Origin of the sequence: Pseudomonas neuropathica, assembly GCF_015461835.1 — a bacterium.
In the GTDB taxonomy this organism is placed as follows: Bacteria; Pseudomonadota; Gammaproteobacteria; order Pseudomonadales; family Pseudomonadaceae; genus Aquipseudomonas; species Aquipseudomonas neuropathica.
On the sequence record NZ_JACOPX010000009.1, the window covers coordinates 261,781 to 284,865 of the forward strand.

General features: G+C 61.2%; 22 protein-coding genes. 9 read left to right on the forward strand and 13 right to left on the reverse strand.

Going from position 1 to position 23,085, the window contains the following annotated elements; genetic code table 11:
• Window positions 1-188: 188 nt before the first annotated feature.
• From H8F23_RS15450 to nrdR, 9 genes are all read right to left on the reverse strand, one after another.
• Window positions 189-926, reverse strand: coding sequence for a substrate-binding periplasmic protein (locus tag H8F23_RS15450; RefSeq protein ID WP_194934934.1), 738 nt, complete (start codon window positions 924-926; stop codon window positions 189-191).
• Window positions 927-963: 37 nt separating this feature from the next.
• Entirely contained in the window at window positions 964-1,467 is a 504-nt protein-coding gene (locus tag H8F23_RS15455; RefSeq protein WP_007910933.1) for a phosphatidylglycerophosphatase A family protein, read from the reverse strand.
• The gene (gene thiL / locus H8F23_RS15460; protein ID WP_194934935.1) at window positions 1,464-2,429 is read right to left on the reverse strand and encodes a thiamine-phosphate kinase; all 966 of its coding nucleotides are present in this window, start codon (window positions 2,427-2,429) and stop codon (window positions 1,464-1,466) included. Before thiL ends, H8F23_RS15455 begins: the two co-directional genes overlap by 4 nt.
• 27 nt (window positions 2,430-2,456) lie before the next feature.
• Window positions 2,457-2,957 carry a transcription antitermination factor NusB gene (gene nusB / locus H8F23_RS15465; RefSeq protein WP_039761889.1) on the reverse strand — a complete coding sequence of 167 codons (501 nt, stop codon included), beginning with the start codon at window positions 2,955-2,957 and terminating at the stop codon, window positions 2,457-2,459.
• Window positions 2,954-3,430, reverse strand: a complete 477-nt coding sequence (gene ribH / locus H8F23_RS15470) for a 6,7-dimethyl-8-ribityllumazine synthase (RefSeq protein ID WP_003228649.1) — start codon at window positions 3,428-3,430, stop codon at window positions 2,954-2,956. The genes nusB and ribH overlap by 4 nt, the downstream gene beginning before the upstream one ends.
• Before the next feature lie 91 nt (window positions 3,431-3,521).
• Entirely contained in the window at window positions 3,522-4,613 is a 1,092-nt protein-coding gene (gene ribBA / locus H8F23_RS15475; protein WP_034153727.1) for a bifunctional 3,4-dihydroxy-2-butanone-4-phosphate synthase/GTP cyclohydrolase II, read from the reverse strand.
• Window positions 4,614-4,629: 16 nt separating this feature from the next.
• Complete coding sequence (locus H8F23_RS15480; protein WP_150694725.1) at window positions 4,630-5,292, reverse strand: riboflavin synthase; 663 nt, start codon at window positions 5,290-5,292, stop codon at window positions 4,630-4,632.
• 47 nt (window positions 5,293-5,339) lie between these two features.
• Window positions 5,340-6,473, reverse strand: coding sequence for a bifunctional diaminohydroxyphosphoribosylaminopyrimidine deaminase/5-amino-6-(5-phosphoribosylamino)uracil reductase RibD (ribD, locus tag H8F23_RS15485; RefSeq protein ID WP_194934936.1), 1,134 nt, complete (start codon window positions 6,471-6,473; stop codon window positions 5,340-5,342).
• Complete coding sequence (nrdR, locus tag H8F23_RS15490; protein WP_007910946.1) at window positions 6,470-6,934, reverse strand: transcriptional regulator NrdR; 465 nt, start codon at window positions 6,932-6,934, stop codon at window positions 6,470-6,472. The genes ribD and nrdR overlap by 4 nt, the downstream gene beginning before the upstream one ends.
• A gap of 128 nt (window positions 6,935-7,062) precedes the next feature.
• On the opposite strand from nrdR, the gene H8F23_RS15495 reads away from it, so the two are divergent.
• From H8F23_RS15495 to trxA, 3 genes are all read left to right on the forward strand, one after another.
• Complete coding sequence (locus tag H8F23_RS15495) at window positions 7,063-7,527, forward strand: YbaY family lipoprotein (protein ID WP_053124259.1); 465 nt, start codon at window positions 7,063-7,065, stop codon at window positions 7,525-7,527.
• Window positions 7,524-8,189 carry a class I SAM-dependent methyltransferase gene (locus tag H8F23_RS15500; protein ID WP_194934937.1) on the forward strand — a complete coding sequence of 222 codons (666 nt, stop codon included), beginning with the start codon at window positions 7,524-7,526 and terminating at the stop codon, window positions 8,187-8,189. Before H8F23_RS15495 ends, H8F23_RS15500 begins: the two co-directional genes overlap by 4 nt.
• 147 nt (window positions 8,190-8,336) lie before the next feature.
• Window positions 8,337-9,209: a thioredoxin gene (gene trxA / locus H8F23_RS15505; RefSeq protein WP_194934938.1), complete on the forward strand. Its 873-nt coding sequence runs from the start codon at window positions 8,337-8,339 to the stop codon at window positions 9,207-9,209.
• 87 nt (window positions 9,210-9,296) lie between these two features.
• On the opposite strand, the gene H8F23_RS15510 is transcribed toward trxA, so the two are convergent.
• Complete coding sequence (locus H8F23_RS15510; RefSeq protein WP_194934939.1) at window positions 9,297-9,656, reverse strand: hypothetical protein; 360 nt, start codon at window positions 9,654-9,656, stop codon at window positions 9,297-9,299.
• Window positions 9,657-9,791: 135 nt separating this feature from the next.
• Here H8F23_RS15510 and H8F23_RS15515 point away from each other — a divergent pair, with 135 nt between their 5' ends.
• The 5 genes from H8F23_RS15515 to H8F23_RS15535 all read left to right on the forward strand — a co-directional run bounded on the left by H8F23_RS15515 (window position 9,792) and on the right by H8F23_RS15535 (window position 13,980).
• Window positions 9,792-10,385, forward strand: coding sequence for a DUF2796 domain-containing protein (locus H8F23_RS15515; protein ID WP_116255926.1), 594 nt, complete (start codon window positions 9,792-9,794; stop codon window positions 10,383-10,385).
• Between the two features lie 139 nt (window positions 10,386-10,524).
• On the forward strand, window positions 10,525-11,235 hold the full coding sequence (locus H8F23_RS15520) for an ABC transporter ATP-binding protein (RefSeq protein ID WP_016984101.1): 711 nt from the start codon (window positions 10,525-10,527) through the stop codon (window positions 11,233-11,235).
• A 1-nt stretch (window position 11,236) separates the two neighbouring features.
• Window positions 11,237-12,502 carry an ABC transporter permease gene (locus tag H8F23_RS15525; protein WP_093434459.1) on the forward strand — a complete coding sequence of 422 codons (1,266 nt, stop codon included), beginning with the start codon at window positions 11,237-11,239 and terminating at the stop codon, window positions 12,500-12,502.
• 11 nt (window positions 12,503-12,513) lie between these two features.
• A complete protein-coding gene (locus H8F23_RS15530; protein WP_093434953.1) occupies window positions 12,514-13,032 on the forward strand; it encodes a DUF3299 domain-containing protein in 519 nt (172 codons plus the stop codon).
• A 249-nt stretch (window positions 13,033-13,281) separates the two neighbouring features.
• Complete coding sequence (locus H8F23_RS15535; RefSeq protein WP_007910962.1) at window positions 13,282-13,980, forward strand: OmpW/AlkL family protein; 699 nt, start codon at window positions 13,282-13,284, stop codon at window positions 13,978-13,980.
• A gap of 371 nt (window positions 13,981-14,351) precedes the next feature.
• Here H8F23_RS15535 and H8F23_RS15540 read toward each other — a convergent pair whose 3' ends face one another.
• Both H8F23_RS15540 and H8F23_RS15545 read right to left on the reverse strand, forming a co-directional pair.
• Window positions 14,352-15,284, reverse strand: coding sequence for an NAD-dependent epimerase/dehydratase family protein (locus H8F23_RS15540; protein ID WP_194934940.1), 933 nt, complete (start codon window positions 15,282-15,284; stop codon window positions 14,352-14,354).
• Window positions 15,277-16,161: a sugar nucleotide-binding protein gene (locus tag H8F23_RS15545; protein WP_049802170.1), complete on the reverse strand. Its 885-nt coding sequence runs from the start codon at window positions 16,159-16,161 to the stop codon at window positions 15,277-15,279. The genes H8F23_RS15540 and H8F23_RS15545 overlap by 8 nt, the downstream gene beginning before the upstream one ends.
• Window positions 16,162-16,440: 279 nt before the next feature.
• On the opposite strand from H8F23_RS15545, the gene H8F23_RS15550 reads away from it, so the two are divergent.
• Window positions 16,441-20,727, forward strand: coding sequence for a DEAD/DEAH box helicase (locus tag H8F23_RS15550; protein WP_194934941.1), 4,287 nt, complete (start codon window positions 16,441-16,443; stop codon window positions 20,725-20,727).
• Window positions 20,728-20,843: 116 nt separating this feature from the next.
• On the opposite strand, the gene H8F23_RS15555 is transcribed toward H8F23_RS15550, so the two are convergent.
• Entirely contained in the window at window positions 20,844-22,937 is a 2,094-nt protein-coding gene (locus H8F23_RS15555) for a mechanosensitive ion channel family protein (protein ID WP_194934942.1), read from the reverse strand.
• Window positions 22,938-23,085: the final 148 nt, after the last annotated feature.

Consider the following 23,085-nt stretch of genomic DNA (forward strand, 5'->3'; position numbering starts at 1 on the left):
GTTCCTACCGGCGCTTAGGCTGAATTATCGGGCATAACGATCAAAAAGTTTGATAACAATCCCACGGGAGCCGCGATCCACTGGTAGGAGTGAGCCTGCTCGCGATTGCGGTCCGATTCAAACATTGATGTGGCTGACACACCGTTATCGCGAGCAGGCTCACTCCTACAGGGGATTTGTGCAGACCTTCAGTTCGAGCCGAACGGATACGGCTGCTGCCACTTCTCGAAGATCGGCTTCAACTCGCCGCTCTTCACCAACTGCTCCATACGCTGGTCATACAGCGCCATCAGCGCTCGCGCCTGTGGCGTGTCGGCAAAGCCGAGAAACAGCGGCAGCTCGGCCAGGTGTGAATAGCGATACTGCGCCGGATCGGCTGCGGATTTCACCACGGCTTCAATCTCGGTCAGCGCATCGATGTAGTAATCCGCCCGCCCCTGCTTGAGCATCGACAGAATCCCGCTACGCCGCTCGATCTGGTTGTAACGCTTGATATTCGGCAGGTAGTTTTCGTAGCGATAACCGCGCACCCAGGCCAGGCGATACTTGCCCAGCGTCGCTTCGGTAGGCGCCGGATTACTCGCCAGGCCCAATGCGTAAATATGGTCGGAATCGAAGTTCCAGTGTGGGTACAAGACCTGCTCGGCCTCGTCGCGGTAGGAGCCGACCAGCGCGTCGACTTCCTTCAACTGCACCAGCCCGACCGAGCGGGTGTATGGCACGCTGCGGATATCGAGCTTGACCCCGGCCGGTTCGAACACTTTGCGCAGCACGTCCCAGCCCAGGCCATGGCCGTCAGCGGCGGTGTAGTCTTCCCAGTCTTCGCTGGCCAGATGGATGACTGCCGGCGTCGGCGCAGCTTCCTGCGCACCGGCCACGGTGCTCAGTAAAGCCAAAACCACTAGCGCCAACCAGCGTCGAGCCATCCCTAGTCCCCTCACTTGACCCTGATATCCCTTGGACTCAGGCGAAAATCCACACCAGTCCCTGCATGGCCAGCCAGGCGAACACGCCGGCCAACACGTCGTCGAGCATGATGCCGACGCCGCCATGCACGTGCCGGTCGATCCAGCGGATCGGCCATGGCTTGAGAATGTCGAAGAAACGGAATACGAGGAAACCCGCGAGCAACCAGTACCAGCCTTCCGGTACCAGCCACAGGGTGATCCACATCCCGACCATTTCGTCCCAGACGATGCCTTCGTGGTCGTGTACCCGCAGATCGTCAGCGACTTTGCCGCACAGCCAGAAGCCGAACAGCATGGTGATCCCGAGCATCAGCCAGTAACCCCAGTCGGGCAACATCTGCCACAACGGGATAAAGGGTAGCGCAACTAACGAACCCCACGTGCCCGGGGCTTTCGGCAGGGTGCCGGAACCAAAGCCGAACGCGAGAAAATGCCAGGGATTGCGCCAGACCGACGGCGGAACGAATTCGGCCGGAACCTGTTTCGGGTGATCTGTCACGGTGTCTCCTGAAAATGTTGATAACCCCGGATTTGCGGGGTGATGTCGTGACCTTCGCGATCCAGCAGGACCACGCCCTGACCTTCTGCCACACGACCGATTACATGGATCGGCCAACCGTTGGCCAGCAGCGCCGGCAATTCGACGGACGGCAGGGTAAACGCCAGCACGTAATCATCGCCACCGCTCAGCGCAGCACGCTCGGCGCCGCGCTGACCGAGAAACGCCACTAATGCATCCGACAGCGGTACGCACTCGCGTTCAATCTCAAGTCGGACCTTTGATGCCAGCGCAATATGGCCGCAGTCGGCGAGCAAGCCATCGGAGATATCCAGTGCCGACGTGGCTTTGCCACGCAGGGCCTGGCCGAGGGCGAGTTGCGGTTGTGGCGACCAGTAATGATCGAGCAGCGGTTGGGTAATATGCGCTTCAGCGTCACGCTGACCGAGCACCAGCGGCAAGGCGCCGGCCGCATTGCCCAGCTCACCGCCGACACAGAGCAAATCGCCCGGCTGCGCACCGCTACGGGTCAATGCCTGACCAGTAGGCACGCGACCAAACACGGTTACCGTCAGACTCAACGGCCCGCGCGTGGTATCGCCGCCGACCAGCGCAACGCCGCAGCTCTGCGCCATACGGTTCAAACCGTGGGCATAGGCTTGCAGCCAATCAGCAGTCACCGTCGGCACAGTCAGGGCAAGGGTAAAGGCAACGGGCGTGGCGCCCATGGCGGCCAGATCGCTGACCGCAACGGCCAGCGAGCGCTGACCGAGCAGAAACGGATCGCAGGGGTCGGCGAAATGCACACCGGCCACCAGCGTATCGGTAGAAATCGCCAACTGCTCCCCGGAAGGAACAGCGAGCAAGGCGCAGTCGTCGCCGATCCCCAGCGCAACGCCTTCGCCGCCCTGCGCACAAGGCGCGGCGGCGAAGAAATTGCGGATCAGCTCAAACTCGCCCATGGCTGAGACAAAGTGTTCAAGCGCCGATCAGCGCTTGAACGCCTTCACTTCAGCTTCACGCAGGCGCGGGGCCAGCTTGTCGAGCACGCCGTTGACGAACTTGTGGCCGTCGGTCGAACCGAAGACTTTCGCCAACTCGATACCTTCGTTGATCACCACGCGGTACGGCACGTCGACGCGCTTGAGCAGTTCCCAGGTCGACAGGCGCAGCACGGCCAGTTCAACCGGGTCCAGCTCTTCGATCGCCAGATCCAGGCAAGGCGTCAGCGCGGTGTCGATCTCGGTCTTGAACTGCGGAACCCCGTGGAGGATTTCGCGGAAGTAGGCACCGTCGACATCGGTGAAATCGTTATCAACGCGAAACTGCGCTTCGATCTCGTTCAGCGATTGCTTGGCCATGTGCCACTGGTACAGCGCTTGAGTCGCGAGCTGACGGGCTTCGCGACGCTTGACGCTTTTCGAGGGCTTGCCGGCATCCGCAGGTTTCGGATCGCGCGGGTTGAAACGATCGCTTTCGTCGCTAATCACTTGGCCTCCAACTGTGCCAGCAGGCTGACCATTTCCAGAGCGGACAGGGCAGCTTCGGCACCTTTGTTACCGGCCTTGGTGCCGGAACGTTCGATGGCTTGCTCGATGGAATCAACGGTCAGGACGCCGAAGGCAACCGGGACGCCGAACTCCATGGACACCTGGGCCAGGCCCTTGGTGCACTCGCCTGCCACGTATTCGAAGTGCGGAGTACCGCCACGAATGACCGCGCCGAGGGCGATGATGGCTGCGAATTCACCTTTCTGGGCGACTTTCTGCGCAACCAGCGGGATTTCGAAGGCGCCAGGTGCGCGGATGATGGTGATGTCGCTTTCGCTCACGCCGTGGCGAACCAGGGCATCAACTGCACCGCTGACCAGGCTTTCAACGACGAAGCTGTTGAAGCGGCCCACTACCAAAGCGTAGCGGCCTTTAGGGGCGATGAAGGTACCTTCGATGGTCTTCAGGGTCATTCGTCAGTTCTCTTAAAGAGCCGGGACGCGTCTGCTACGCGTCCCTCAGTGATTTATTTGCCGCGAATCGGAGACCGGAAACAACCGGTCATTATTCGGAGGGCACGTATTCTACAACTTCCAGATCGAAACCGGATATCGCATTAAATTTCATTGGCGCAGACATCAAGCGCATTTTGCGTACACCGAGGTCCCGCAGGATCTGCGAACCGGCACCGACGATGCTGTAAGTGGTCGGTTTTTTCGGCGCTGCCTGATCGCCGGTTTCACGGATATGCGCCAGCAACACATCGCCATCGAGCGGGTGACCGAGCAACAGCACCACACCGCTGCCCGCCTCGGCAACCGCAGCCATGGCGGCGCGCAGGCTCCAGCGGCCCGGCTGCTTGACCATCAACAGGTCGCGCAGCGGGTCCATGTTGTGCACGCGAACCAGTGTTGGTTCTTCAGCGCAAACGGTGCCCAGCGTGAGGGCCATGTGCACATCGCCTTCCACCGAATCACGATAGGTCACCAGGTTGAATTGGCCCAGTTCGCTGTCCAGTGGCTGCTCGGCAATCCGCTGAACGGTACGTTCGTGGATCATCCGGTAATGAATCAGGTCGGCAATGGTGCCGATCTTGATGTTGTGCTCGGCGGCAAACGCTTCCAGTTCAGCGCGACGGGACATGGTGCCGTCGTCGTTCATCACTTCGCAGATCACGCCACTTGGCTCGAAACCGGCCATGCGCGCGAGGTCGCAAGCCGCTTCGGTGTGGCCGGCACGAGCGAGGGTGCCGCCGGCCTGGGCCATCAGCGGGAAAATGTGGCCCGGGCTGACGATGTCTTCAGCCTTGGCGTCTTTGGCGGCCGCCGCTTGCACGGTGCGCGCACGGTCGGCGGCGGAAATGCCAGTGGTTACGCCTTCGGCGGCTTCGATCGACACGGTGAACTTGGTGCCGAAACCGGAACCGTTGCGCGGCGCCATCAGCGGCAGCTTCAACAGTTCGCAGCGCTCGCGGCTCATCGGCATGCAGATCAGACCACGGGCGTGCTTGGCCATGAAGTTGATGTGCTCGGCCTGGCAGCATTCGGCGGCCATGATCAAGTCGCCTTCGTTCTCACGGTCTTCGTCATCCATGAGGATGACCATCTTGCCTTGGCGGATGTCTTCAACCAGTTCTTCGATGCTATTGAGCGCCACAAGGCACCCCCTTCAGTCAGGATTTGAGGTAGCCGTTGGCGGCCAGAAAGCTTTCGGTGATGCCACCAGCGCTCGGCTCTGCGGCCTTGTCGCCGAGGAGCAGACGCTCCAGATACCGCGCCAGCAAGTCAACTTCCAGATTCACCCGGCGACCTGGCTTGTACGACGCCATGATGGTTTCACTCAGGGTGTGCGGAATGATCGTCAGCATGAACTCGGCGCCATCGACTTCGTTCACGGTCAGGCTGGTGCCGTCGACAGTGATCGAGCCTTTATGGGCGATGTACTTGGCCAGTTCCTTCGGCGCGCGAATGCGAAATTCCACGGCGCGGGCATTGTCGCTGCGCGAGACGATTTCGCCGACACCGTCGACGTGGCCGCTGACCAGGTGCCCGCCGAGACGGGTGGTCGGGGTCAGGGCTTTTTCCAGATTGACCGGGCTGCCGCTTTTCAGGTCGTTCATGGCGGTGCAGTCGAGGGTTTCACGGCTGACGTCGGCGGCAAAGCCGTCGCCCGGCAGCTCAACAGCGGTCAGGCAGACGCCGTTGACCGCGATGCTGTCGCCGAGTTTGACGTCGCTCAGGTCGAGCTTGCCGGTGGCGACGTGGACCCGCACATCACCGCCCTTTGGGGTCAATGCGCGGATACTGCCGATGGATTCGATGATGCCTGTAAACATGGGGTTCTCCTTGAGAACTGGGCCAGCGCTAACGCGATGGCCGGGAATTATACGCTCGCCGAAAGGACAGGGATGGCAGTGACTCGCCAGTCATCGCCCACCGCGCGAATTTCAGTGATTTTCAGCTCCGGCGCATCCTTCATATAAGCCAGCGGCCAGTCCAGCAGCGGACGCGCCGAAGAACCGAGGAACTTGCCGGCGATGAAGATCACGAATTCGTCGACCAGACCGAGTTGAGCAAAGGCACCGGCCAAGCGTGGGCCAGCCTCGACCAGCACTTCGTTGGCGCCTCGCTTGGCCAGTTCGATCAGCAATTGATGCAGATCGACCTGACCGTCATCACCCGGCACGATCAGGCACTCGGGGCCATGCGCGTATTGCTCTTCGATCGCAACACAGGTGGCGACCAATGCCGGGCCAGCCTTGAAGAACGGCGCATCCAGTGGCACGCGCAAGCGACCGTCGATCAGTACGCGCAGCGGCGGTCGGCTCATGGCCAGCGCGGTTTGCTCGGCATCCAGACCCAACTCGTCGGCACGCACAGTCAAACGCGCGCCATCGGCCAGCACGGTGTCGGCGCCGGTCAGCACCACGGCGGCCTGAGCGCGCAAACGCTGAACGGCCGAACGTGCGGCGGGACCGGTGATCCACTGGCTCTCGCCGCTTTCCATGGCTGTCCGACCATCGAGACTCATGGCCAACTTGACCCGCACGAACGGCAAGCCGTGCTCCATGCGTTTCAGAAAACCTTGATTGAGTTGGCGCGCCTCGGCTTCGAGCACGCCACTTTCGGTAGCAATGCCGGCATCGGCCAGGCGCTGCAGACCACGTCCGGCGACTTGCGGGTTCGGATCGCGCATCGCTGCCACCACCCGGGCAACCCCGGCATTCACCAGTGCTTCGGCACACGGCGGCGTGCGGCCATGGTGGCTGCACGGTTCCAGCGTCACATAAGCGGTCGCGCCCCGGGCCAATTCACCGGCGGCGCGCAGGGCGTGGACTTCGGCGTGCGGTTCGCCGGCACGCTCATGCCAGCCTTCGCCGACGATCTGCCCATCACGCACCACAACGCAGCCGACCCGAGGATTGGGATGGGTGGTGTAATGACCTTTGCGCGCCAGTTCCAGCGCGCGAGCCATGAAGTGAGCGTCGAGGATGGCCTGCTCGCCGGCGCCGGTCATTCTTTCACCGGTTCGCGGGCGAGGCGGTCGATTTCTTCACGGAACTCGTTAAGGTCCTGGAAGCGTTTGTACACCGAGGCGAAGCGGATGTAGGCGACTTCATCAAGCTTTTGCAACTCAGCCATCACCAGTTCGCCGACCACGAGGGATTTGACCTCGCGCTCGCCGGTGGCGCGCAGCTTGTGCTTGATGTGAACAAGGGAGGATTCGAGGCGCTCGACGCTCACCGGACGTTTCTCCAGGGCGCGTTGCATCCCGGCGCGGAGTTTTTCTTCGTCGAACGGTTGGCGGCTGCCGTCGGTTTTGATCAGGCGCGGTAACACCAGTTCGGCCGTCTCGAACGTCGTGAAACGCTCGCCGCAGGCCAGGCATTCACGCCGGCGGCGCACCTGTTCGCCCTCGGCGACCAGACGCGAGTCGATGACCTTGGTGTCGTTGGCACCGCAGAAGGGACAGTGCATGGTGGCTGGCAACAAAAAAAGGGAGGGCCATGGTAGCGCATCCCGGTGGCAAGACAAGCCATAGGCTTTGCGGTATACAGAACGGCATGATCGTTTGATCCATGGATTTCATTTTGCTGGAGCATCCAATGCCGTTACGTCCGCTCGTTTTGCTCAGTCTTTTCAGCCTGCTGGTGGCCTGTGGCAGCGATGCACCCAAGCCCCAGCCGCCAACACCGGGACCTGCGCCGCAGCAAGCGCAGAAAAAAGCCAAAGAGGCTGCCGAACTTGGCCCGCTGCCGGCTTATCAACGGGAATTGAGCGGCACCCTGCAAGGCGTTCCGGCCGGTGCCGAAGTCGAACTGGCGCTGCTGGTGATCGACGAAAAGGATCGCCCGCAACAATTGCTCGCCAGTTCCAGCCTGATCGGCAACAACCAGATCCTGCCGTTCCGCCTGCGCTTCAACCCGGACGCGTTCCCGGCCGGCGCGCGGGTTGAGCTGCGCGGTCGCGCCAGCCAGTCTGGCCAGTTGATTCTGCATCTGCCGTCGCAAACCATCAGCCAGCCGACCACCCAGGCGCTGGGCCAACTGCAATTTGTCAAAGCACCATGAATGCACCGCTCGACCTGCAACAGGCGTTAGGTGAATTGCTCGGCGACGCCAGACTCAAGGTCTGTGCGCTGCCCGACACTGATTTGCAGCTATGGCTGATCGATGGCGACAACATGGGTCGCGAATTCAGCCAGGAAGAAATTCAGCGAATCCTGCATGAGCCACCGTATTGGGGTTTCTGCTGGGCCAGCGGTCTGGCGGTGGCGCGTTATCTGGCGGAATTTCCCGAGTGGGTGCGCGGCAAGCGTGTGCTGGATTTCGGCGCTGGTTCCGGGATTGCCGGGATCGCGGCGGTGAAGGCCGGGGCGCTGGAGGTGGTGGCGTGCGATCTCGATCCGCTGGCGATTTCCGCGTGTCGGGCGAATGCCGAGCTGAATGATGTGCAGATGAGTTATTCGACGGATTTCTTTGCCGAAGCGGATCGGTTTGATCTGATTCTGGTGGCGGATGTGTTGTATGACCGGGCGAATCTGCCGTTGCTCGATGCGTTTTTGAGCCGTGGGCGAGAGGCGTTGGTGGCGGATTCGCGGGTTCGGGATTTTAGGCATCCATTGTATGAGCGCATTGAAATGCTTGAGGCGTTGACCTTGCCGGATCTGGCGGAGCCTGAGGAATTTCGGCATGTCAGCCTGTACCACGCGCGGCGTGATTGGAATCGTTAAAAGATCGCAGCCTTCGGCAGCTCCTACAGTGATCGGCTTTGTCGTCCATATTGCGGGCGGACGCTGAACCTGTAGGAGCTGCCGAAGGCTGCGATCTTTTGCGCCACCGCTTATAGTGCGTTCATTAACGCTTTGACGAGATTCCCCATGAGTGAGCAAACGCCATACATTTTCGACGCCACGACGGCCGATTTCGACCAGTCGGTGATCGAGGCCTCTTTCAACAAACCGGTGCTGGTGGATTTCTGGGCCGAATGGTGTGCGCCATGCAAGGCGTTGATGCCGATGCTGCAGGGCATTGCCGAAAGCTATCAGGGTGAATTGCTGCTGGCCAAGGTCAACTGCGACATCGAGCAGGACATCGTCGCCCGCTTCGGTATTCGCAGCCTGCCGACCGTGGTGCTGTTCAAGGACGGTCAACCGGTCGACGGCTTTGCCGGTGCACAACCGGAATCCGCCGTGCGCGCCCTGCTTGAGCCGCACGTGCAGATGCCACCACCGGCCGCAGCCGATCCGTTCGAACAGGCTCAGGCGTTGTTTGATGACGGCCGTTACGCCGATGCCGAGGCAGCGCTGGTGGTGATGCTCACTGAAGACAACACAAACGCCAAGGCACTGATCCTCTACGCGCGTTGCCTGACTGAGCGCGGCGAACTGGACGAAGCGCAAACCGTACTGGATGCGGTCAAGAGCGACGAGCACAAGGCTGCACTGGCCGGGGCCAAGGCGCAGATCAAGTTCCTCGGTCTGGCGCGTGACTTGCCGGATGCTGCCGACCTGAAAGCACGCCTGGCGAAAGATCCGCAGGACGATGAGGCGGCGTATCAACTGGCGATCCAGCAACTGGCGCGTCAGCAGTACGAAGCGGCGCTGGATGCTTTGCTCAAGCTGTTCGTCCGCAACCGCAACTATGGCGAAGGTCTGCCGCACAAGACCTTACTGCAAGTGTTCGAGCTGCTGGGCAATGATCATCCGTTGGTGACGATGTACCGCCGCAAGATGTTTGCTGCGCTTTATTAAGATCAAAAGATCGCAGCCTGCGGCAGCTCCTACATTGGGATCGTGTACACCCTTGCAGGAGATGCGCTGGCTGCGATCTTTTGCGGTTCACTCGATCCAGCTGTAGAGCGGCGTATCCCCGCCGCTCACCACTTTCACGTCCGCACTGTGGCGCAGGCGCACCAGCAAGCGTTTGCCTGCCGCCGCGCTGCCGGTCAGCCCTTCCAGTTGATCAAGCAGATCCGGACCGCTGAGCTGCCCGGCCTTGCGCAACAGATCCTTGGCCACCTGCCACAACGCATCGTCCTGATTCAGCGGTTTCGCCGCCGGGGCGGACGCGACCGCCTCAGATTGAGCAACCGGCGCCTGCCCATTCAGTGCCGAACCGAGCTTCGCCCAGTCCCCGTCATCCAGCTCCACCGTCAAATCCACCGGCACGTCGCCGACAGTTCCGCGTATCCGCAACATTGAGTTCGCTCCCGCACTTTTCTGACGTGCATGCTCCCACGGGACTTGTGCAACGCCAAGCGCACGGGCAAACTCTGCGCACTTTCGTTATAAGATTACATAACAAACTCTTCACTTTACTTCCCGGAGACCGTCATGCGTCGTCTGCTGCTCGCTTTGCCGTTTGCCCTGTTGCCGCTGGCCATCGCCCATGCTGCCGATGAGCACGATCACGACCATGAACACGGCAGCCTCGGTGCGCATGAACATGGTGTTGGCCGTCTGAATGCCGCGCTCGATGGCCAGACCCTTGAGCTGGAGCTGGAAAGCCCGGCGATGAACCTCGTTGGTTTCGAACACGTTGCGACCACGGACGCCGACAAGGCCAAAGTTGCCGCTGCCCGTGCGCAACTGGAAAAGCCGCTGACCCTGTTCAGCCTGCCCACTGCTGCCGGTTGCAAAGTGGTCAGTCAGGAACTGGAAAGTCCATTGTTCGGCGACAAACCGGATGCCGACGATCACGACGACGATGAAGCGGACAAGGACGGTCACGAGCATCACCACGACCACAGCGAAATCCACGCGCATTACCAATTCAACTGCGCCACACCGGGTGCTTTGAAGACCCTGGACCTGGCTAATGTCTTCAATACCTTCCCGGCAACGCAGAAAATTCAGGTACAACTGATCAGCGCCAGCGGCCAGCAAGGTACCGAAGTGACGGCCAAGGCTGCCGCGCTGAAATTCTGATCACACCGTAAATCCCCTGTAGGAGCTGTCGAGTGAAACGAGGCTGCGATCTTTTGATTGTAAAAAACCAAGATCAAAAGATCGCAGCCTTCGGCAGCTCCTACAGGGGGAAATGTGTTCACCTCATGAAACTGGTGCCATGACCCAAGCACTCATCGAACTGTCCGACCTGGGCTTCAACTGGCCCGGTCATCCGCCGCTGCTGGACATTCCGGCGTTTCGTCTGGAAGCCGGCGAAACCCTGTTCCTCAAGGGCCCCAGCGGCAGCGGCAAGACCACCCTGCTCGGCCTGCTCGGCGGCGTGCAGAAGCCCGGTCGCGGCAGCATCCGTCTGCTCGGCCAGGAGCTGACCGAACTCTCCGCCGGCGCTCGCGACACCTTCCGCGTCGACCACACCGGCTACATCTTCCAGCAGTTCAACCTGCTGCCGTTTCTCTCGGTACGCGAGAACGTCGAGCTGCCGTGTCACTTTTCCAAGCTGCGTGCGCAACGGGCGAAACAGCGCCACGGCAGCGTCGATCAAGCCGCCGCCACCCTGCTCGCCCACCTCGGTTTAAAGGATGAAAGCATCCTCAGCCGTCGCGCCGATTCGCTGTCGATCGGCCAACAGCAGCGGGTTGCTGCAGCCCGCGCCTTGATCGGTCAGCCTGAGCTGGTGATCGCCGACGAACCGACCTCGGCACTGGATTACGACGCCCGGGAAAACTTCATCCGCCTGTTGTTCGCCGAATGCCGCGAGGCCGGATCGAGTCTGCTGTTCGTCAGCCACGACCAGAGCCTGGCGCCGCTGTTCGACCGTCACCTGTCCCTGGCCGAACTCAATCGCGCCGCCACGTCTGCCGAGGTCTGAGATGTATCTGTTTCGTCTGGCCATGGCCAGCCTGGCCAACCGCCGCTTCACCGCTTTGCTCACGGCTTTTGCCATCGCCCTCTCGGTGTGTCTGTTGCTCGCCGTTGAGCGGGTGCGTACCGAGGCCAAAGCCAGTTTCGCCAGTACTATCAGTGGCACCGATCTGATCGTCGGCGCCCGCTCGGGTTCGGTGAACTTGTTGCTGTACTCGGTGTTCCGCATCGGCAACGCCACCAACAACATCCGCTGGGACAGCTTCGAACACTTCGCCAGCAACCCGAAAGTGAAGTGGGCGATCCCGATGTCCCTCGGCGACTCCCATCGTGGCTACCGGGTGATGGGCACTACCGAAGCCTACTTCGAGCATTACCAGTACGGTCGCCAGCAGCATCTGCAACTGGCGGACGGTCGTGCGTTTGCCACCGATCCTTTTGAAGTGGTGCTCGGTGCGGAAGTGGCCGATGCACTGCATTACAAGCTCGGTGACAAACTGGTGCTGGCCCACGGCGTGGCCGCGATCAGTCTGGTCAAGCACGACGACAAACCGTTCACCGTGGTCGGCATTCTCAAGCGCACCGGCACCCCGGTCGATCGCACATTGCACATCAGCCTCGGCGGCATGGAGGCGATTCACATCGACTGGCACAACGGTGTTCCGGCGCGTGGCAATGGGCGGATCACAGCGGATCAGGCGCGCAATATGGACCTGACGCCGCAGGCGATCACCGCATTCATGCTCGGCCTCAACAGCAAGATTTCCACCTTCGCCCTGCAACGCGAGATCAATGAATTCCGTGGCGAGCCGATGCTGGCGATTCTGCCGGGTGTAGCCTTGCAGGAGTTGTGGAGCCTGATGAGCACCGCTGAAAAAGCGCTGTTCGTGGTCTCGTTGTTTGTGGTGTTGACCGGGTTGATCGGCATGCTCACGGCGATTCTCACCAGCCTTAACGAACGGCGCCGCGAGATGGCGATTCTACGTTCGGTCGGTGCGCGGCCGTGGCACATCGCGAGTCTGCTGGTGCTCGAGGCGTTTGCACTGGCGCTGACCGGGGTGATTGCCGGGGTGGCGTTGTTGTACATCGGCATCGCCGCCGCGCAGGGTTATGTACAGGCCAATTACGGTTTGTATCTGCCGCTCGCGTGGCCGAGCGAGTATGAATGGACGCTGCTCGGTGGCATTCTGGCGGCCGCGCTGCTGATGGGCAGCGTGCCGGCCTGGCGCGCTTATCGCCAATCCTTGGCCGATGGCCTGTCGATCCGTTTATGAGGATGTTCACCATGCCCCGCGCTGCACTCGCGCTGCTGTTGTTGATCGCTCTGCCCGTGTGGGCAGCGGCGCCGAAAGACCTGACGTGGTCGGAAATGATTCCGCCGGACGCCGCGCCGGAAGTGCCGAACATGACCCCGCTGCACGACATGTCGAAGATGAGCGATGCGCTGTCCGCCGAGTCTGCGCCAGCGGCCAAGCAGGACCTGCCGAACGCGCCGGTGGTGAAGTCCCTCGACGGTCAGAACATTCGTTTGCCGGGTTATATCGTGCCGCTGGAAGTCAATGAAGAAGGACGCACCACGGACTTTTTACTGGTGCCGTATTTCGGCGCCTGCATCCACGTGCCGCCACCGCCGTCGAACCAGATTGTGCATGTGAAAAGCGAGTTGGGCGTGAAGCTTGATGAGCTGTATCAGCCGTACTGGGTCGAGGGACCGTTGCAGGTCAAGGCGTCGAGCAGCGAACTGGCGGATGCCGGGTATCAGATGGATGCCGACAAGATTTATGTGTATGAACTGCCGGAGTAATCCCCGGTAGTTTTGTACCGTTTGCAATGCTCCCTTCGCGAGCAAGCTCGCTCCCACAGGTTTCGGTGGTGACCATAAATTTTGTGGTCGACTCAATCACTGTGGGAGCGAGCTTGCTCGCGAAGGGGCCGGCAAAGGTTCCGCAAAAGTCTGCCCCTTCACTGTTTCATTGAGCTGAGTCAAAAGACCGTATCAGTTGGCTTCGTACCATAGGACATCGAACATTTTTAACGTCCTTTCGGAGCCCCCATGAACAAGTCCTTGCTCAGCGCTTCGCTGTTTGCCCTCGCGCTCGCAGCCCCGCTCGCCCACGCCCACGAAGCCGGTGACATCCTCATCCGCGCCGGTGCGATCACCGTCAACCCGAAGGCCGACAGCTCCAGCGTCAAGGTCGATCAGGGTCCGTTGAGCGGCACCAATCTGGGCGGCAAAGCGACCATGAGCAGCGACACTCAATTGGGTCTGAACTTCGCCTACATGCTCACCGATCACGTCGGCCTCGAGTTGCTCGCGGCCACGCCATTCGAGCATGACGTCAAACTCAAGGGCACTGCCCTGCCAGCGGCCAACGGCAAGCTCGGCACCCTGAAACATCTGCCGCCGACCCTCAGCGTCGTCTACTACCCGCTGGATTCGAAGTCGCCGTTCCAGCCGTATGTCGGTGGCGGTATCAACTACACCTGGATCTATGACGAACACGTCGGCAGCGAAGCCAGTGCCAACGGTTTCAGCAACTTCAAGGCGAAAAACTCCTGGGGTCTGGCCTGGCAGGTCGGTGCCGACTACATGCTGACCGACAACATCATGCTCAACGCCCAAGTGCGTTACATCGACATCGACACCCGCGCCACCGTCGAAAACAACGCCGTTGCGCCGGGCACTCGCGCACGGGTGAATGTGGATGTGGATCCGTTCATCTACATGGTCGGTTTGGGCTATAAGTTCTAAGTCGATTGACCGAACGTTCACGTGGTGGTGAATGAGGCTTGGTGGTGAGCAGGCATAGAACTGACGGCGACCGTACGCAGTTGATCGGGGGATAACATCCCCTTGCCACAGGATTAGCGACATATTCCGGCCGTGAAAAAGGCGCCTGTCAAAGGGCGCCTTTTTCATGTCTGCCTGGAATGCGTGGTGAGGTTGAGATCTATCCCCCTCACCCCAGCCCTCTCCCCCAAGGGGGCGAGGGGGAAAGGGAGCCGATTTGTGTGTTCTTCAAAATCTCAGTTCGACTCGGTATTTCACGTCGGCGTAACTCGAAATTACACCTCGATCAGTCCCCTCTCCCTCAGGGAGAGGGTTAGGGTGAGGGGCTCTTTTCAGGAACGACCGAGCAACCGCGCCAAACCCACGCTCATCGGCGTCTGCTGCGGCAGCGTGAAGCGTTCGAGCAAACGAGCGTTATTCGCCCGGGAGTGACGGATATCACCTGAACGCGCCGGGCCATAGCTGATCGGCGGCAATTCACCGACAACAGCCTGCAGGGCTTCAAGCATCTGCTTGAGGCTCATCGCCTGATTCCATCCAACGTTCACCGGACCGACTTCCACCTCAGGTTTTTCGATGCCCTGTACCAGCAAATCGACCAGGTCTTCGACATAGAGGAAATCGCGCGTTTGCTCACCGTCACCGAACACGGTAATCGGCAAGCCTTTCTGCGCACGTTCGCTGAAAATGCTGATGACCCCGGAGTACGGCGAGGACGGATCCTGACGCGGGCCGAAGATATTGAAGAAGCGGAAAATCACCGGTTCCAGCGCATGCTGGCGGCGATAGAAATCAAAATAATGTTCGCCCGCCAGTTTGTCCGAAGCATAAGGCGTCAATGGAGCCTTGGGCGTGTCTTCATCGATCGACTCGCCCTCGCCATTGTTGCCGTACACCGCCGCACTGGAGGCATACAACACGCGCTTGACCCCGGCCAGACGCATGGCTTCGCAGACATTCAGCGTGCCGATGAAGTTGCTCTGGTGAGTTTTCACCGGATCGTCCACCGAGGCCTGCACCGACGCCACGGCCGCCAGGTGAGCGACTGCGCTGCAGCCTTGCATGGCTCTGGCCACCAGCGTCGCATCGGCGACATCGCCGACAATCAGCTCAACCTTGGAGTTATCCAGCGGCAGGTTGCTGCGCTTGCCGGTCGACAGATCGTCGAGAATGCGCACCGAATGCCCCTTGGCAAGCAAGGCGTCGGTCAGGTGCGAGCCGATGAATCCGGCTCCGCCGGTGATTAAAACAGTCCCTTCAGCCATGACGGTAGAACCTATCCAGTAAGCCCGGGAGTGCGGCGCGCCAGGCGCGCGGTTTGATCCCGAAAGTGTGCAGAATTTTCTTGCAGGCCAGCACCGCGTGTTGCGGCTCTTCGGCAGCGTCCGGTCGCGCGGCGTGAGCCTGGGCGGTTGGTGCTTCGATCGCCAAGGCGTGCAGGCTGCGCGCTTCGGTCAGAATCGCCTGACCCAGCGCCAGCGGTGTGGTCGCTTCGTGGCCGGCGTAGTGGTAAGTGCCCCACAGTGGCGCAGCGCAATCGAGTTGTTTGAGCACCGAAATGATCACTCGCGCGGCATCGTCGACCGGGGTCGGATTGCCACGGCGGTCATCGGCCAGCAGCAGCTCTTCCGGTTGTTCGGCGCGGGCGAGGAAGCGCCCCAGAGTGCCGTCCGGGCTGTCATCGAGCAACCAGCCAAATCGTAGCAAAACGTGTTGCGGGCAGGTGGCGCGCACACTTTGTTCAATTCGCCACAACGCCTGACCGCGCAAACCCAGTGGCACCGGTTCGTCTTTTTCGCTGTACGCCGTGGCACGCGAACCGTCGAACACCCGATAACTGGAGGGCTGCACGAGGACGATGTTGTGGTGCTGGCACAGTTCGGCCAGACGCTCGATCGCACGTTCCTGCCCGGCCATGCGGCTTTCGCTGACGGTTTCGGCCTGGAACCAGTCGAAATAGTAGGCGAGATTGATCAATGCATCGGGACGGGTGTCGTCGAGCAATTGGGTCAGGCTCGCTGCATCCCAGCCGTTTTCGGGCGGGCGGGGGGCGAGGAAACCGATGTCTTCCTCTGCACCGAGGCGAATCAGCGCCTGCCCAAGGGCATTTCCGCCGCCCAGTAACATAAGGCGCATTCGCATAGAGTCAGCAGGCCCAGTCTGATTGGAACGATGGCTTTAGCGACGGCTCTTGTGGAACCGTCGTCGATAATTGTCGGAATCGTTGCATTTTGCGGGTTTAGTGCGCAACCGTCATCCGTAAAGTGTACATACCGGATATTTGTAGCGCTTCGACTGGCGCCACCGCGAGCAGGCTCACTCCTACAAATTGAAATGCATTCCCCTGTAGGAGTGAGCCTGCTCGCGATGAGGCCCGAACGGTACTTGCATCTTCCTCCCTACGCCCGCATAACTTAAGCCATGAATCTGCCCCTCCCCACGGACGCGGCCCTGGCAGGCTTTCACCCCGCCGTCAGCGCCTGGTTCAGCAACACATTCGCGACGGTCACCGCCGCCCAGGCCCGCGCATGGCCGTTGATCCGCCAGCGCCGTTCGACGCTGATCGCCGCGCCCACCGGCTCCGGCAAAACCCTCACTGCCTTTCTGGCCGTGCTCGACGACCTCGTCCACCGAGGCCTTGAAGATCCCGACGGCCTGCCCGACGAAACCCTGGTGGTCTACGTTTCGCCATTGAAAGCACTGTCCAACGACATCCGCATCAACCTGCAAAACCCATTGGCGGGGATCACCGAACACCTGCGGCAGATGAATCTGCCTGGGCTGGCAATCACCACCGCCGTGCGCACTGGCGACACCCCGCAAAAAGAACGCGCGGCCATGCGCAAGAACGCGCCGCACATTCTGGTGACCACCCCGGAATCGCTCTACGTGCTGCTCGGTTCGGAATCGGGACGAAAAATGCTCGGCACCACGCGCACGGTGATCATCGATGAAATCCACGCGATGGCCGCTGGCAAACGCGGCAGTCATCTGGCCCTCAGTCTTGAGCGACTGCAGGCGCTGTGCGGCGATCCGCTGACCCGCATCGGCCTGTCGGCCACGCAGAAACCGGTCGAGGCCGTGGCGCAATTTCTCGTCGGCCATGAGCGCCCCTGCGAAATCATCGACATCGGCCATGCGCGGCCACGGGATCTGGGCATCGAAGTGCCGCCCGTGCCGTTGTCGGCAGTGATGGCCAACGATGTCTGGGAACGGGTCTACGACCGCCTCGCCGAACTTGCGCGCGAGCACCGCACCACGCTGATATTCGTCAACACCCGGCGCCTGGCCGAACGCCTGAGCCGGCACCTCAGCGAACGTCTGGGCAAACACGCCGTAGCCGCGCACCACGGCAGCCTGGCCAAGGAGTTTCGCCTCGACGCCGAACAACGGCTCAAACGCGGCGAGCTACAGGTGTTGATCGCCACCGCCTCGCTGGAACTGGGCATCGATATCGGCGAAGTCGATCTGGTCTGCCAGATTGCCTCACCGCGCTCTATCGCCGGGTTTCTGCAACGTGTTGGCCGCTCCGGGCACCAGGTGGGCGGCACGCCCAAGGGCCGTTTGTTCGCCACCACCCGCGATGATCTGATCGAATGCGCCGCCCTGCTCGATTGCGTGCGCCGAGGCGAACTCGACACCCTGCACATCCCGGTCGCGCCGCTGGATGTTTTGGCGCAGCAGATCATCGCCGAAGTCAGTTGTCAGGAATGGCCGGAGGACGCCTTGCTGGCGATGTTCCGCCGCGCCTCGCCCTACCGCGACCTCGACGAAAAACACTATCAAGCCCTGCTGAGCATGCTCGCCGAAGGCTACAACGGTCGCCAGGGCATCCGTAGCGCCTACCTGCACCGCGACGCCGTCAGCCGCACCTTGCGTGGCCGTCGCGGTTCACAACTGACCGCCGTGACCAGCGGCGGCACCATTCCCGATAACGCCGACTACAGCGTCATGCTCGAGCCGCAAGGCCTGAACATCGGCAGCGTCAACGAAGACTTCGCGGTGGAAAGTATTGCCGGCGACGTGTTTCAGCTCGGCAACACCTCCTATCGCATCCTGCGCGTGGAAACCGGCAAGGTCCGTGTCGAGGATGCCCACGGCCAGCCGCCAACCATTCCGTTCTGGCTCGGCGAAGCGCCGGGGCGCAGCGATGAATTGTCATCGGCTGTCGCACGCCTGCAAGCACAGCTCGATGAACTGCTCAGCGCCAGCCCCGGCAATCTGCAACCGGCACTCGACTGGTTGGCTCAGACCCTCGGCCTCAACCTCGCCAGCGCCGAGCAACTGGTCGAATACCTGGCCCGCGCCCGCCAAACCCTCGGCGCCCTGCCCTCGCAAGACACGCTGCTGATGGAGCGTTTTTTCGACGAATCCGGCGGCACGCAATTGATCATCCATTCGCCGTTCGGCAGCCGCATCAACCGCGCCTGGGGCCTGGCCCTGCGCAAGCGTTTCTGCCGCACCTTCAACTTCGAATTGCAGGCCGCCGCCAGCGAAGACGCGATCGTCCTGTCGCTGTCCACCAGCCACAGCTTCGAACTCGATGACGTCTGGCGTTACCTGCACAGCAACAACGCCGAGCACATCCTAATTCAAGCCGTACTCGATGCACCGCTGTTTGGCGTGCGCTGGCGCTGGAATGCCGGGGTGGCACTGGCATTGCCGCGTTTTACCGGTGGGCGCAAAGTTGCGCCGCAGTTGCAGCGGATGAAAAGCGAAGACCTGATCGCCAGCGTGTTTCCCGACCAAATCGCCTGTCTGGAAAACCTCGCCGGCGAGCGCGAGATTCCCGAACATCCCTTGATTGAGCAAACTCTCGACGATTGCCTCCACGAGGCGATGGACAGCAAGGGCTGGCTCAATCTGCTGCGGCGCATGGAGCGTGGCGACGTGCGCTTGATCAGCCGCGACTTGCCGGCGCCATCGCCGCTCGCCGCAGAAATTCTCAGTGCGCGGCCGTACACCTTTCTCGACGATGCACCGCTGGAAGAACGGCGCACGCAAGCAGTGATCAACCGCCGCTGGAGCGATCCGCAATCGACCGATGACCTCGGTGCGCTGGATGCGGACGCGATTGCCGCCGTGCGTGAAGAGGCGTGGCCGACGCCGAACGCAGTGGATGAAATGCATGAGGCGCTGATGCGCCTGGCGTGCATCAGCGATGAGGAAGTGCAAACGAACGAAGGCTGGCGTGCATGGCTGGAAAATCTGGCCAGCAGTGGTCGCGCCTGCCGTCTACAGATCGATGCCGAGCATGGCTTGTGGCTGGCCCGCGAACGCCTGACGTGTCTGCAAGCGCTTTATCCACAGGCCAAATTGCAAGCCGAACCGGAGGCGTTGCCGGGATTCGATGAGGCGTGGACATTCGATGAAGCGCTGGTCGAAGTGATCCGCGCACGCCTCGGTGCCTTCGGACCGCTGCCGTTATCCGCGATTGCCGAACCGCTCGCGTTGCAGGCCACTGAAGTCCATCAAGCCCTTGCCCAACTGGAGCGCGAAGGTTACGTGCTACGCGGCCAGTTCACGCCCAAGGTCAACATTGAGGAATGGTGCGAACGGCATCTGCTCGCGCGCATTCATCGTTACACGGTCAAGCGCCTTCGCCGGGAAATCGAACCGGTCGCGCTGCAGGACTTCATGCGGTTTCTGTTCGACTGGCAGCATCTGTCGCCCACAACTCGCGGTCAGGGCAGCGCCGTGTTGCCAGCGATTGTCGGCCAGTTCGAAGGCTACGCGGCGGCCGCTTCGGCGTGGGACAGCGACATTCTTCCGGCCCGCCTCAAAGACTACTCACCGAGCTGGCTGGATGATTTGTGCCGCAACGGCAAACTGGTGTGGACGCGCCTCAGTGCCCGGCAGAAAGTCAGCGGCACGGCGTTGCGCAGCACGCCGATCGTGCTGCTGCCACGTAGTCAGGTCGGTTTGTGGAGTGCGTTGGCCGAACAGACGCCGGTGAACGAACTGTCGCCAAAAACCCAGAAGGTCTTTGAAGCCTTGAGTCAACACGGCGCGCTGTTTTTTGACGAGCTGAGTCATGAAGCGCATCTGCTGCGCACCGAGCTGGAAATCGCCTTGCAGGAGCTGGTTGGCGCCGGCCTGGTGAACGCCGACAGCTTCGCCGGCCTGCGCGCCTTGATCACCCCGCCGAGCAAACGCCAGCAGCGCAGCAGTCGTCGCGGGCGCGGGGCGTTTGTCGGTGGAATGGATGATGCCGGACGCTGGGCGTTGCTGCGGCGCGGAACGGCTGTGGATAACAGCGAAACTCTGGAACATGTCGCGATGACATTGTTGCGCCGATATGGCGTGGTGTTCTGGCGCTTGCTGGAGCGTGAGGCGGACTGGTTGCCGAGTTGGCGTGAATTGCTGCGCACGTTTCATCGGCTGGAAGCACGGGGCGAGATTCGCGGTGGACGATTTGTCAGTGGTTTGGCGGGGGAACAGTTTGCCTTGCCCGAGGCGATTCCATTGTTGCGCGAAGTACGGCGGCGGCCGCATGACGGCAGTCTGGTCGCGGTGTGCGGGGTCGATCCATTGAACCTGGCCGGGACGTTGTTGCCAGGAACGAAAGTGCCGGCGCTGGTGAGTAATCGGTTGGTCTATCGGGATGGTTTGCCGGCGGCTGCGGAGATTGCCGGAAAGCAGCAGTTTTGGCTGGAGCTGGATCAGATCGGCATGGAGCAGGTGCGCGGCAAATTAATCAGACATTGAGGTTGGCGGGTCTGGCGCCATCGCAAGCAGGCTCACTCCTACATTTGGAATGCGTTCTCCTGTAGGAGTGAGCCTGCTCGCGATAGCGCCGGCATTCCCACCCAAAATCCACCCCGTTAAGTCCGCGATTCCTGCGGCACCTCGCTCACCACCACCGCCCCCTCCTGCTGCCGCTTCGGCAACAAAACCTGCTGTGGATAAGTCTGCGCGAAATGCACCACCGGGCTGTTATCCACAAGCTTCTTCAAGCGCTGATTGAACGCCCGGCTCACCGCATACTGCCCACCGGATACCGTGCGGAACTGCGCCGTCAGTACCACGCCGTTCAAATCCATCTTGTCCACACCAAACACATCCAGCGGCCCTTGCAGGTTGTACTTGAGGAAAGGGTCTTCACGGATCGAATCACCGGTCTCGCGAATCAGCTCGATGGCTTTATCCACATCCGTGTCGTAAGTGAACTGCACCGAGAAAAACGCAAAGGCAAACTGCCGCGATTGGTTGGTCACAGCCTTGATCTGGCCGAACGGCACCGAGTGCACAAAGCCCTTGCCGTCGCGCAGACGCAGAGTGCGGATGGTCAGCCCTTCGACGGTGCCGGCATGCCCGGAATCAAGCACCACCCAATCGCCAATCGACAGTGTGTCTTCGATGATGATGAACAGCCCGGTGATCACGTCCTGCACCAGTTGCTGCGAGCCGAAACCGATGGCCAGCCCGACCACCCCGGCACCGGCCAGCAGTGGCGCAACGTTGATCCCCAGATTGGCCATAGTGGTGATTGCGCAGATCACCACGAGGATGATTTTGATCGCGTTGCGCAGCAGCGGCAGGATGGTTTTCACCCGTGTACTTGGCTGGCGCGCCGCGCGTTTGCTGAGCGGCGGCTTCAACGCTTCCTGAATCGCTGTGTCGAGCACCACCCACAGCAACCACGTGACCAGGAAGATCAGGCCAATGCTGCTCAGCGCGTTACTGATGGCTCGTCCAACCGTGCTGCTCTGAGCGAAATCGAGCAGCGAAACGCCCCAGATCCGCCCGAGGATATCGATGAACGCGATGGCGATGACAATCCGCAGCAAAGCGTGCAGCAGGCTGAGAAACCGCTCCTTGTAGGCACTGCTGCGCTGGATTGCCTCAGCCTTTCGTGACTTGAACAGATGCTGCAGGATCGTGCTGAGGAACACCGTGCCAATCAGCAACACCGTGGTGAACAACGCGCAACGCAGGGCCTTCTGATTGTCCTCACCGATGCCGATCAGATTCACTGCCGAGACCAGCACCATCAGCACGATTGGCCAGTACCACAGTCCCGAGAAAATCCGCAGCGACTCCTGCAACGACGGTTGTTTCAGGCGCTGGCTCAGCGAACGATTGCGGATCAAATGCGCCACCGGGCGGCGCAGTCGAATCACCAGCAAGCCGAAAATGATCGAGGCGATCAGCCCGGTGAACACCGCGACGCTGCTGGTGATATTGCCGCCCAGTTGTCGGGCGATCTGCGGGCTGGTCAGCGCGTCGCTGAGAGCCGCGAGGAAACCGATCAGGAACAGCGGTCGTGGACAGTAGTTGCGGATGATCCGCGCCGCCGGACGTTTATGACCGACGTTGAACATCACCACCACGCACAGCAACATCGAGGTGGAAAAGATGCCGCTGCTGGTGGCGTAGGCCAGACACAGCGCCAACGCGCGTCCGACTGAAGCTTGCAGAAAATGGCTGACGTACAGCGTCAGCGGCAGGCAGATCAGCGCCGGTACGGTGTACGGCAGCAAGTAACCCATCAGATCCTGACTGCGCTGGCGAGTGCGCAACCAGCGGCCCTCGCGCAGACGCTTGGTCAACAGGCTGCCAAGCACGGTCAATAAGGCGAAACTGCCAAGCCAGACGCCCGACAGCGTGAGGAAGTCCCCGGCAACGCTCCAGCCCGAGCGGTTCGACGGTTGGTTGACCAGTTTGTCGACTTCATCGGCGGCACGATCGGCGCGCAGACGCCAGGCGTCGACCAGGTGTTCGTTGAGATCGAGTTTGTCCTGCACATCGTCGATGCTCGAACTGATCGCGCCGAGCAGACCGCCCTGCACTATCGGCTCGGGTTTGGCCGCTTCTTCGGCGGCGGCCGGGATGCCCGGCAACGCGGCGGCGTCGATTTCACTGGCGCCGAGAAACAGCAGTGCTCCCAGCAGAATGGCGATCCTGAACTTGCCCAAAACTCCGATCTCCCGTGGCTGAACCTGTAAGGAACTGATCGATATTTGTACGGCAAGTTCAAGAACGCCCTCACCTCAACCCTCTGGGGGGAGCGCTTTTGATCTGCGCTTTGGATGTGACCGTCCGTAACGCCATCGAAACTTTCCC

Bases quoted from the DNA above. Each gene is read 5' to 3' on its own strand.
- H8F23_RS15450 (WP_194934934.1), bottom strand. From the start codon at position 926: ATGGCTCGACGCTGGTTGGCGCTAGTGGTTTTGGCTTTACTGAGCACC.
- thiL (WP_194934935.1), bottom strand. From the start codon at position 2,429: ATGGGCGAGTTTGAGCTGATCCGCAATTTCTTCGCCGCCGCGCCTTGT.
- ribH (WP_003228649.1), bottom strand. From the start codon at position 3,430: ATGACCCTGAAGACCATCGAAGGTACCTTCATCGCCCCTAAAGGCCGC.
- H8F23_RS15480 (WP_150694725.1), bottom strand. From the start codon at position 5,292: ATGTTTACAGGCATCATCGAATCCATCGGCAGTATCCGCGCATTGACC.
- ribD (WP_194934936.1), bottom strand. From the start codon at position 6,473: ATGACCGGCGCCGGCGAGCAGGCCATCCTCGACGCTCACTTCATGGCT.
- nrdR (WP_007910946.1), bottom strand. From the start codon at position 6,934: ATGCACTGTCCCTTCTGCGGTGCCAACGACACCAAGGTCATCGACTCG.
- H8F23_RS15495 (WP_053124259.1), top strand. From the start codon at position 7,063: ATGCCGTTACGTCCGCTCGTTTTGCTCAGTCTTTTCAGCCTGCTGGTG.
- H8F23_RS15500 (WP_194934937.1), top strand. From the start codon at position 7,524: ATGAATGCACCGCTCGACCTGCAACAGGCGTTAGGTGAATTGCTCGGC.
- trxA (WP_194934938.1), top strand. From the start codon at position 8,337: ATGAGTGAGCAAACGCCATACATTTTCGACGCCACGACGGCCGATTTC.
- H8F23_RS15510 (WP_194934939.1), bottom strand. From the start codon at position 9,656: ATGTTGCGGATACGCGGAACTGTCGGCGACGTGCCGGTGGATTTGACG.
- H8F23_RS15515 (WP_116255926.1), top strand. From the start codon at position 9,792: ATGCGTCGTCTGCTGCTCGCTTTGCCGTTTGCCCTGTTGCCGCTGGCC.
- H8F23_RS15520 (WP_016984101.1), top strand. From the start codon at position 10,525: ATGACCCAAGCACTCATCGAACTGTCCGACCTGGGCTTCAACTGGCCC.
- H8F23_RS15525 (WP_093434459.1), top strand. From the start codon at position 11,237: ATGTATCTGTTTCGTCTGGCCATGGCCAGCCTGGCCAACCGCCGCTTC.
- H8F23_RS15530 (WP_093434953.1), top strand. From the start codon at position 12,514: ATGCCCCGCGCTGCACTCGCGCTGCTGTTGTTGATCGCTCTGCCCGTG.
- H8F23_RS15535 (WP_007910962.1), top strand. From the start codon at position 13,282: ATGAACAAGTCCTTGCTCAGCGCTTCGCTGTTTGCCCTCGCGCTCGCA.
- H8F23_RS15540 (WP_194934940.1), bottom strand. From the start codon at position 15,284: ATGGCTGAAGGGACTGTTTTAATCACCGGCGGAGCCGGATTCATCGGC.
- H8F23_RS15545 (WP_049802170.1), bottom strand. From the start codon at position 16,161: ATGCGAATGCGCCTTATGTTACTGGGCGGCGGAAATGCCCTTGGGCAG.
- H8F23_RS15550 (WP_194934941.1), top strand. From the start codon at position 16,441: ATGAATCTGCCCCTCCCCACGGACGCGGCCCTGGCAGGCTTTCACCCC.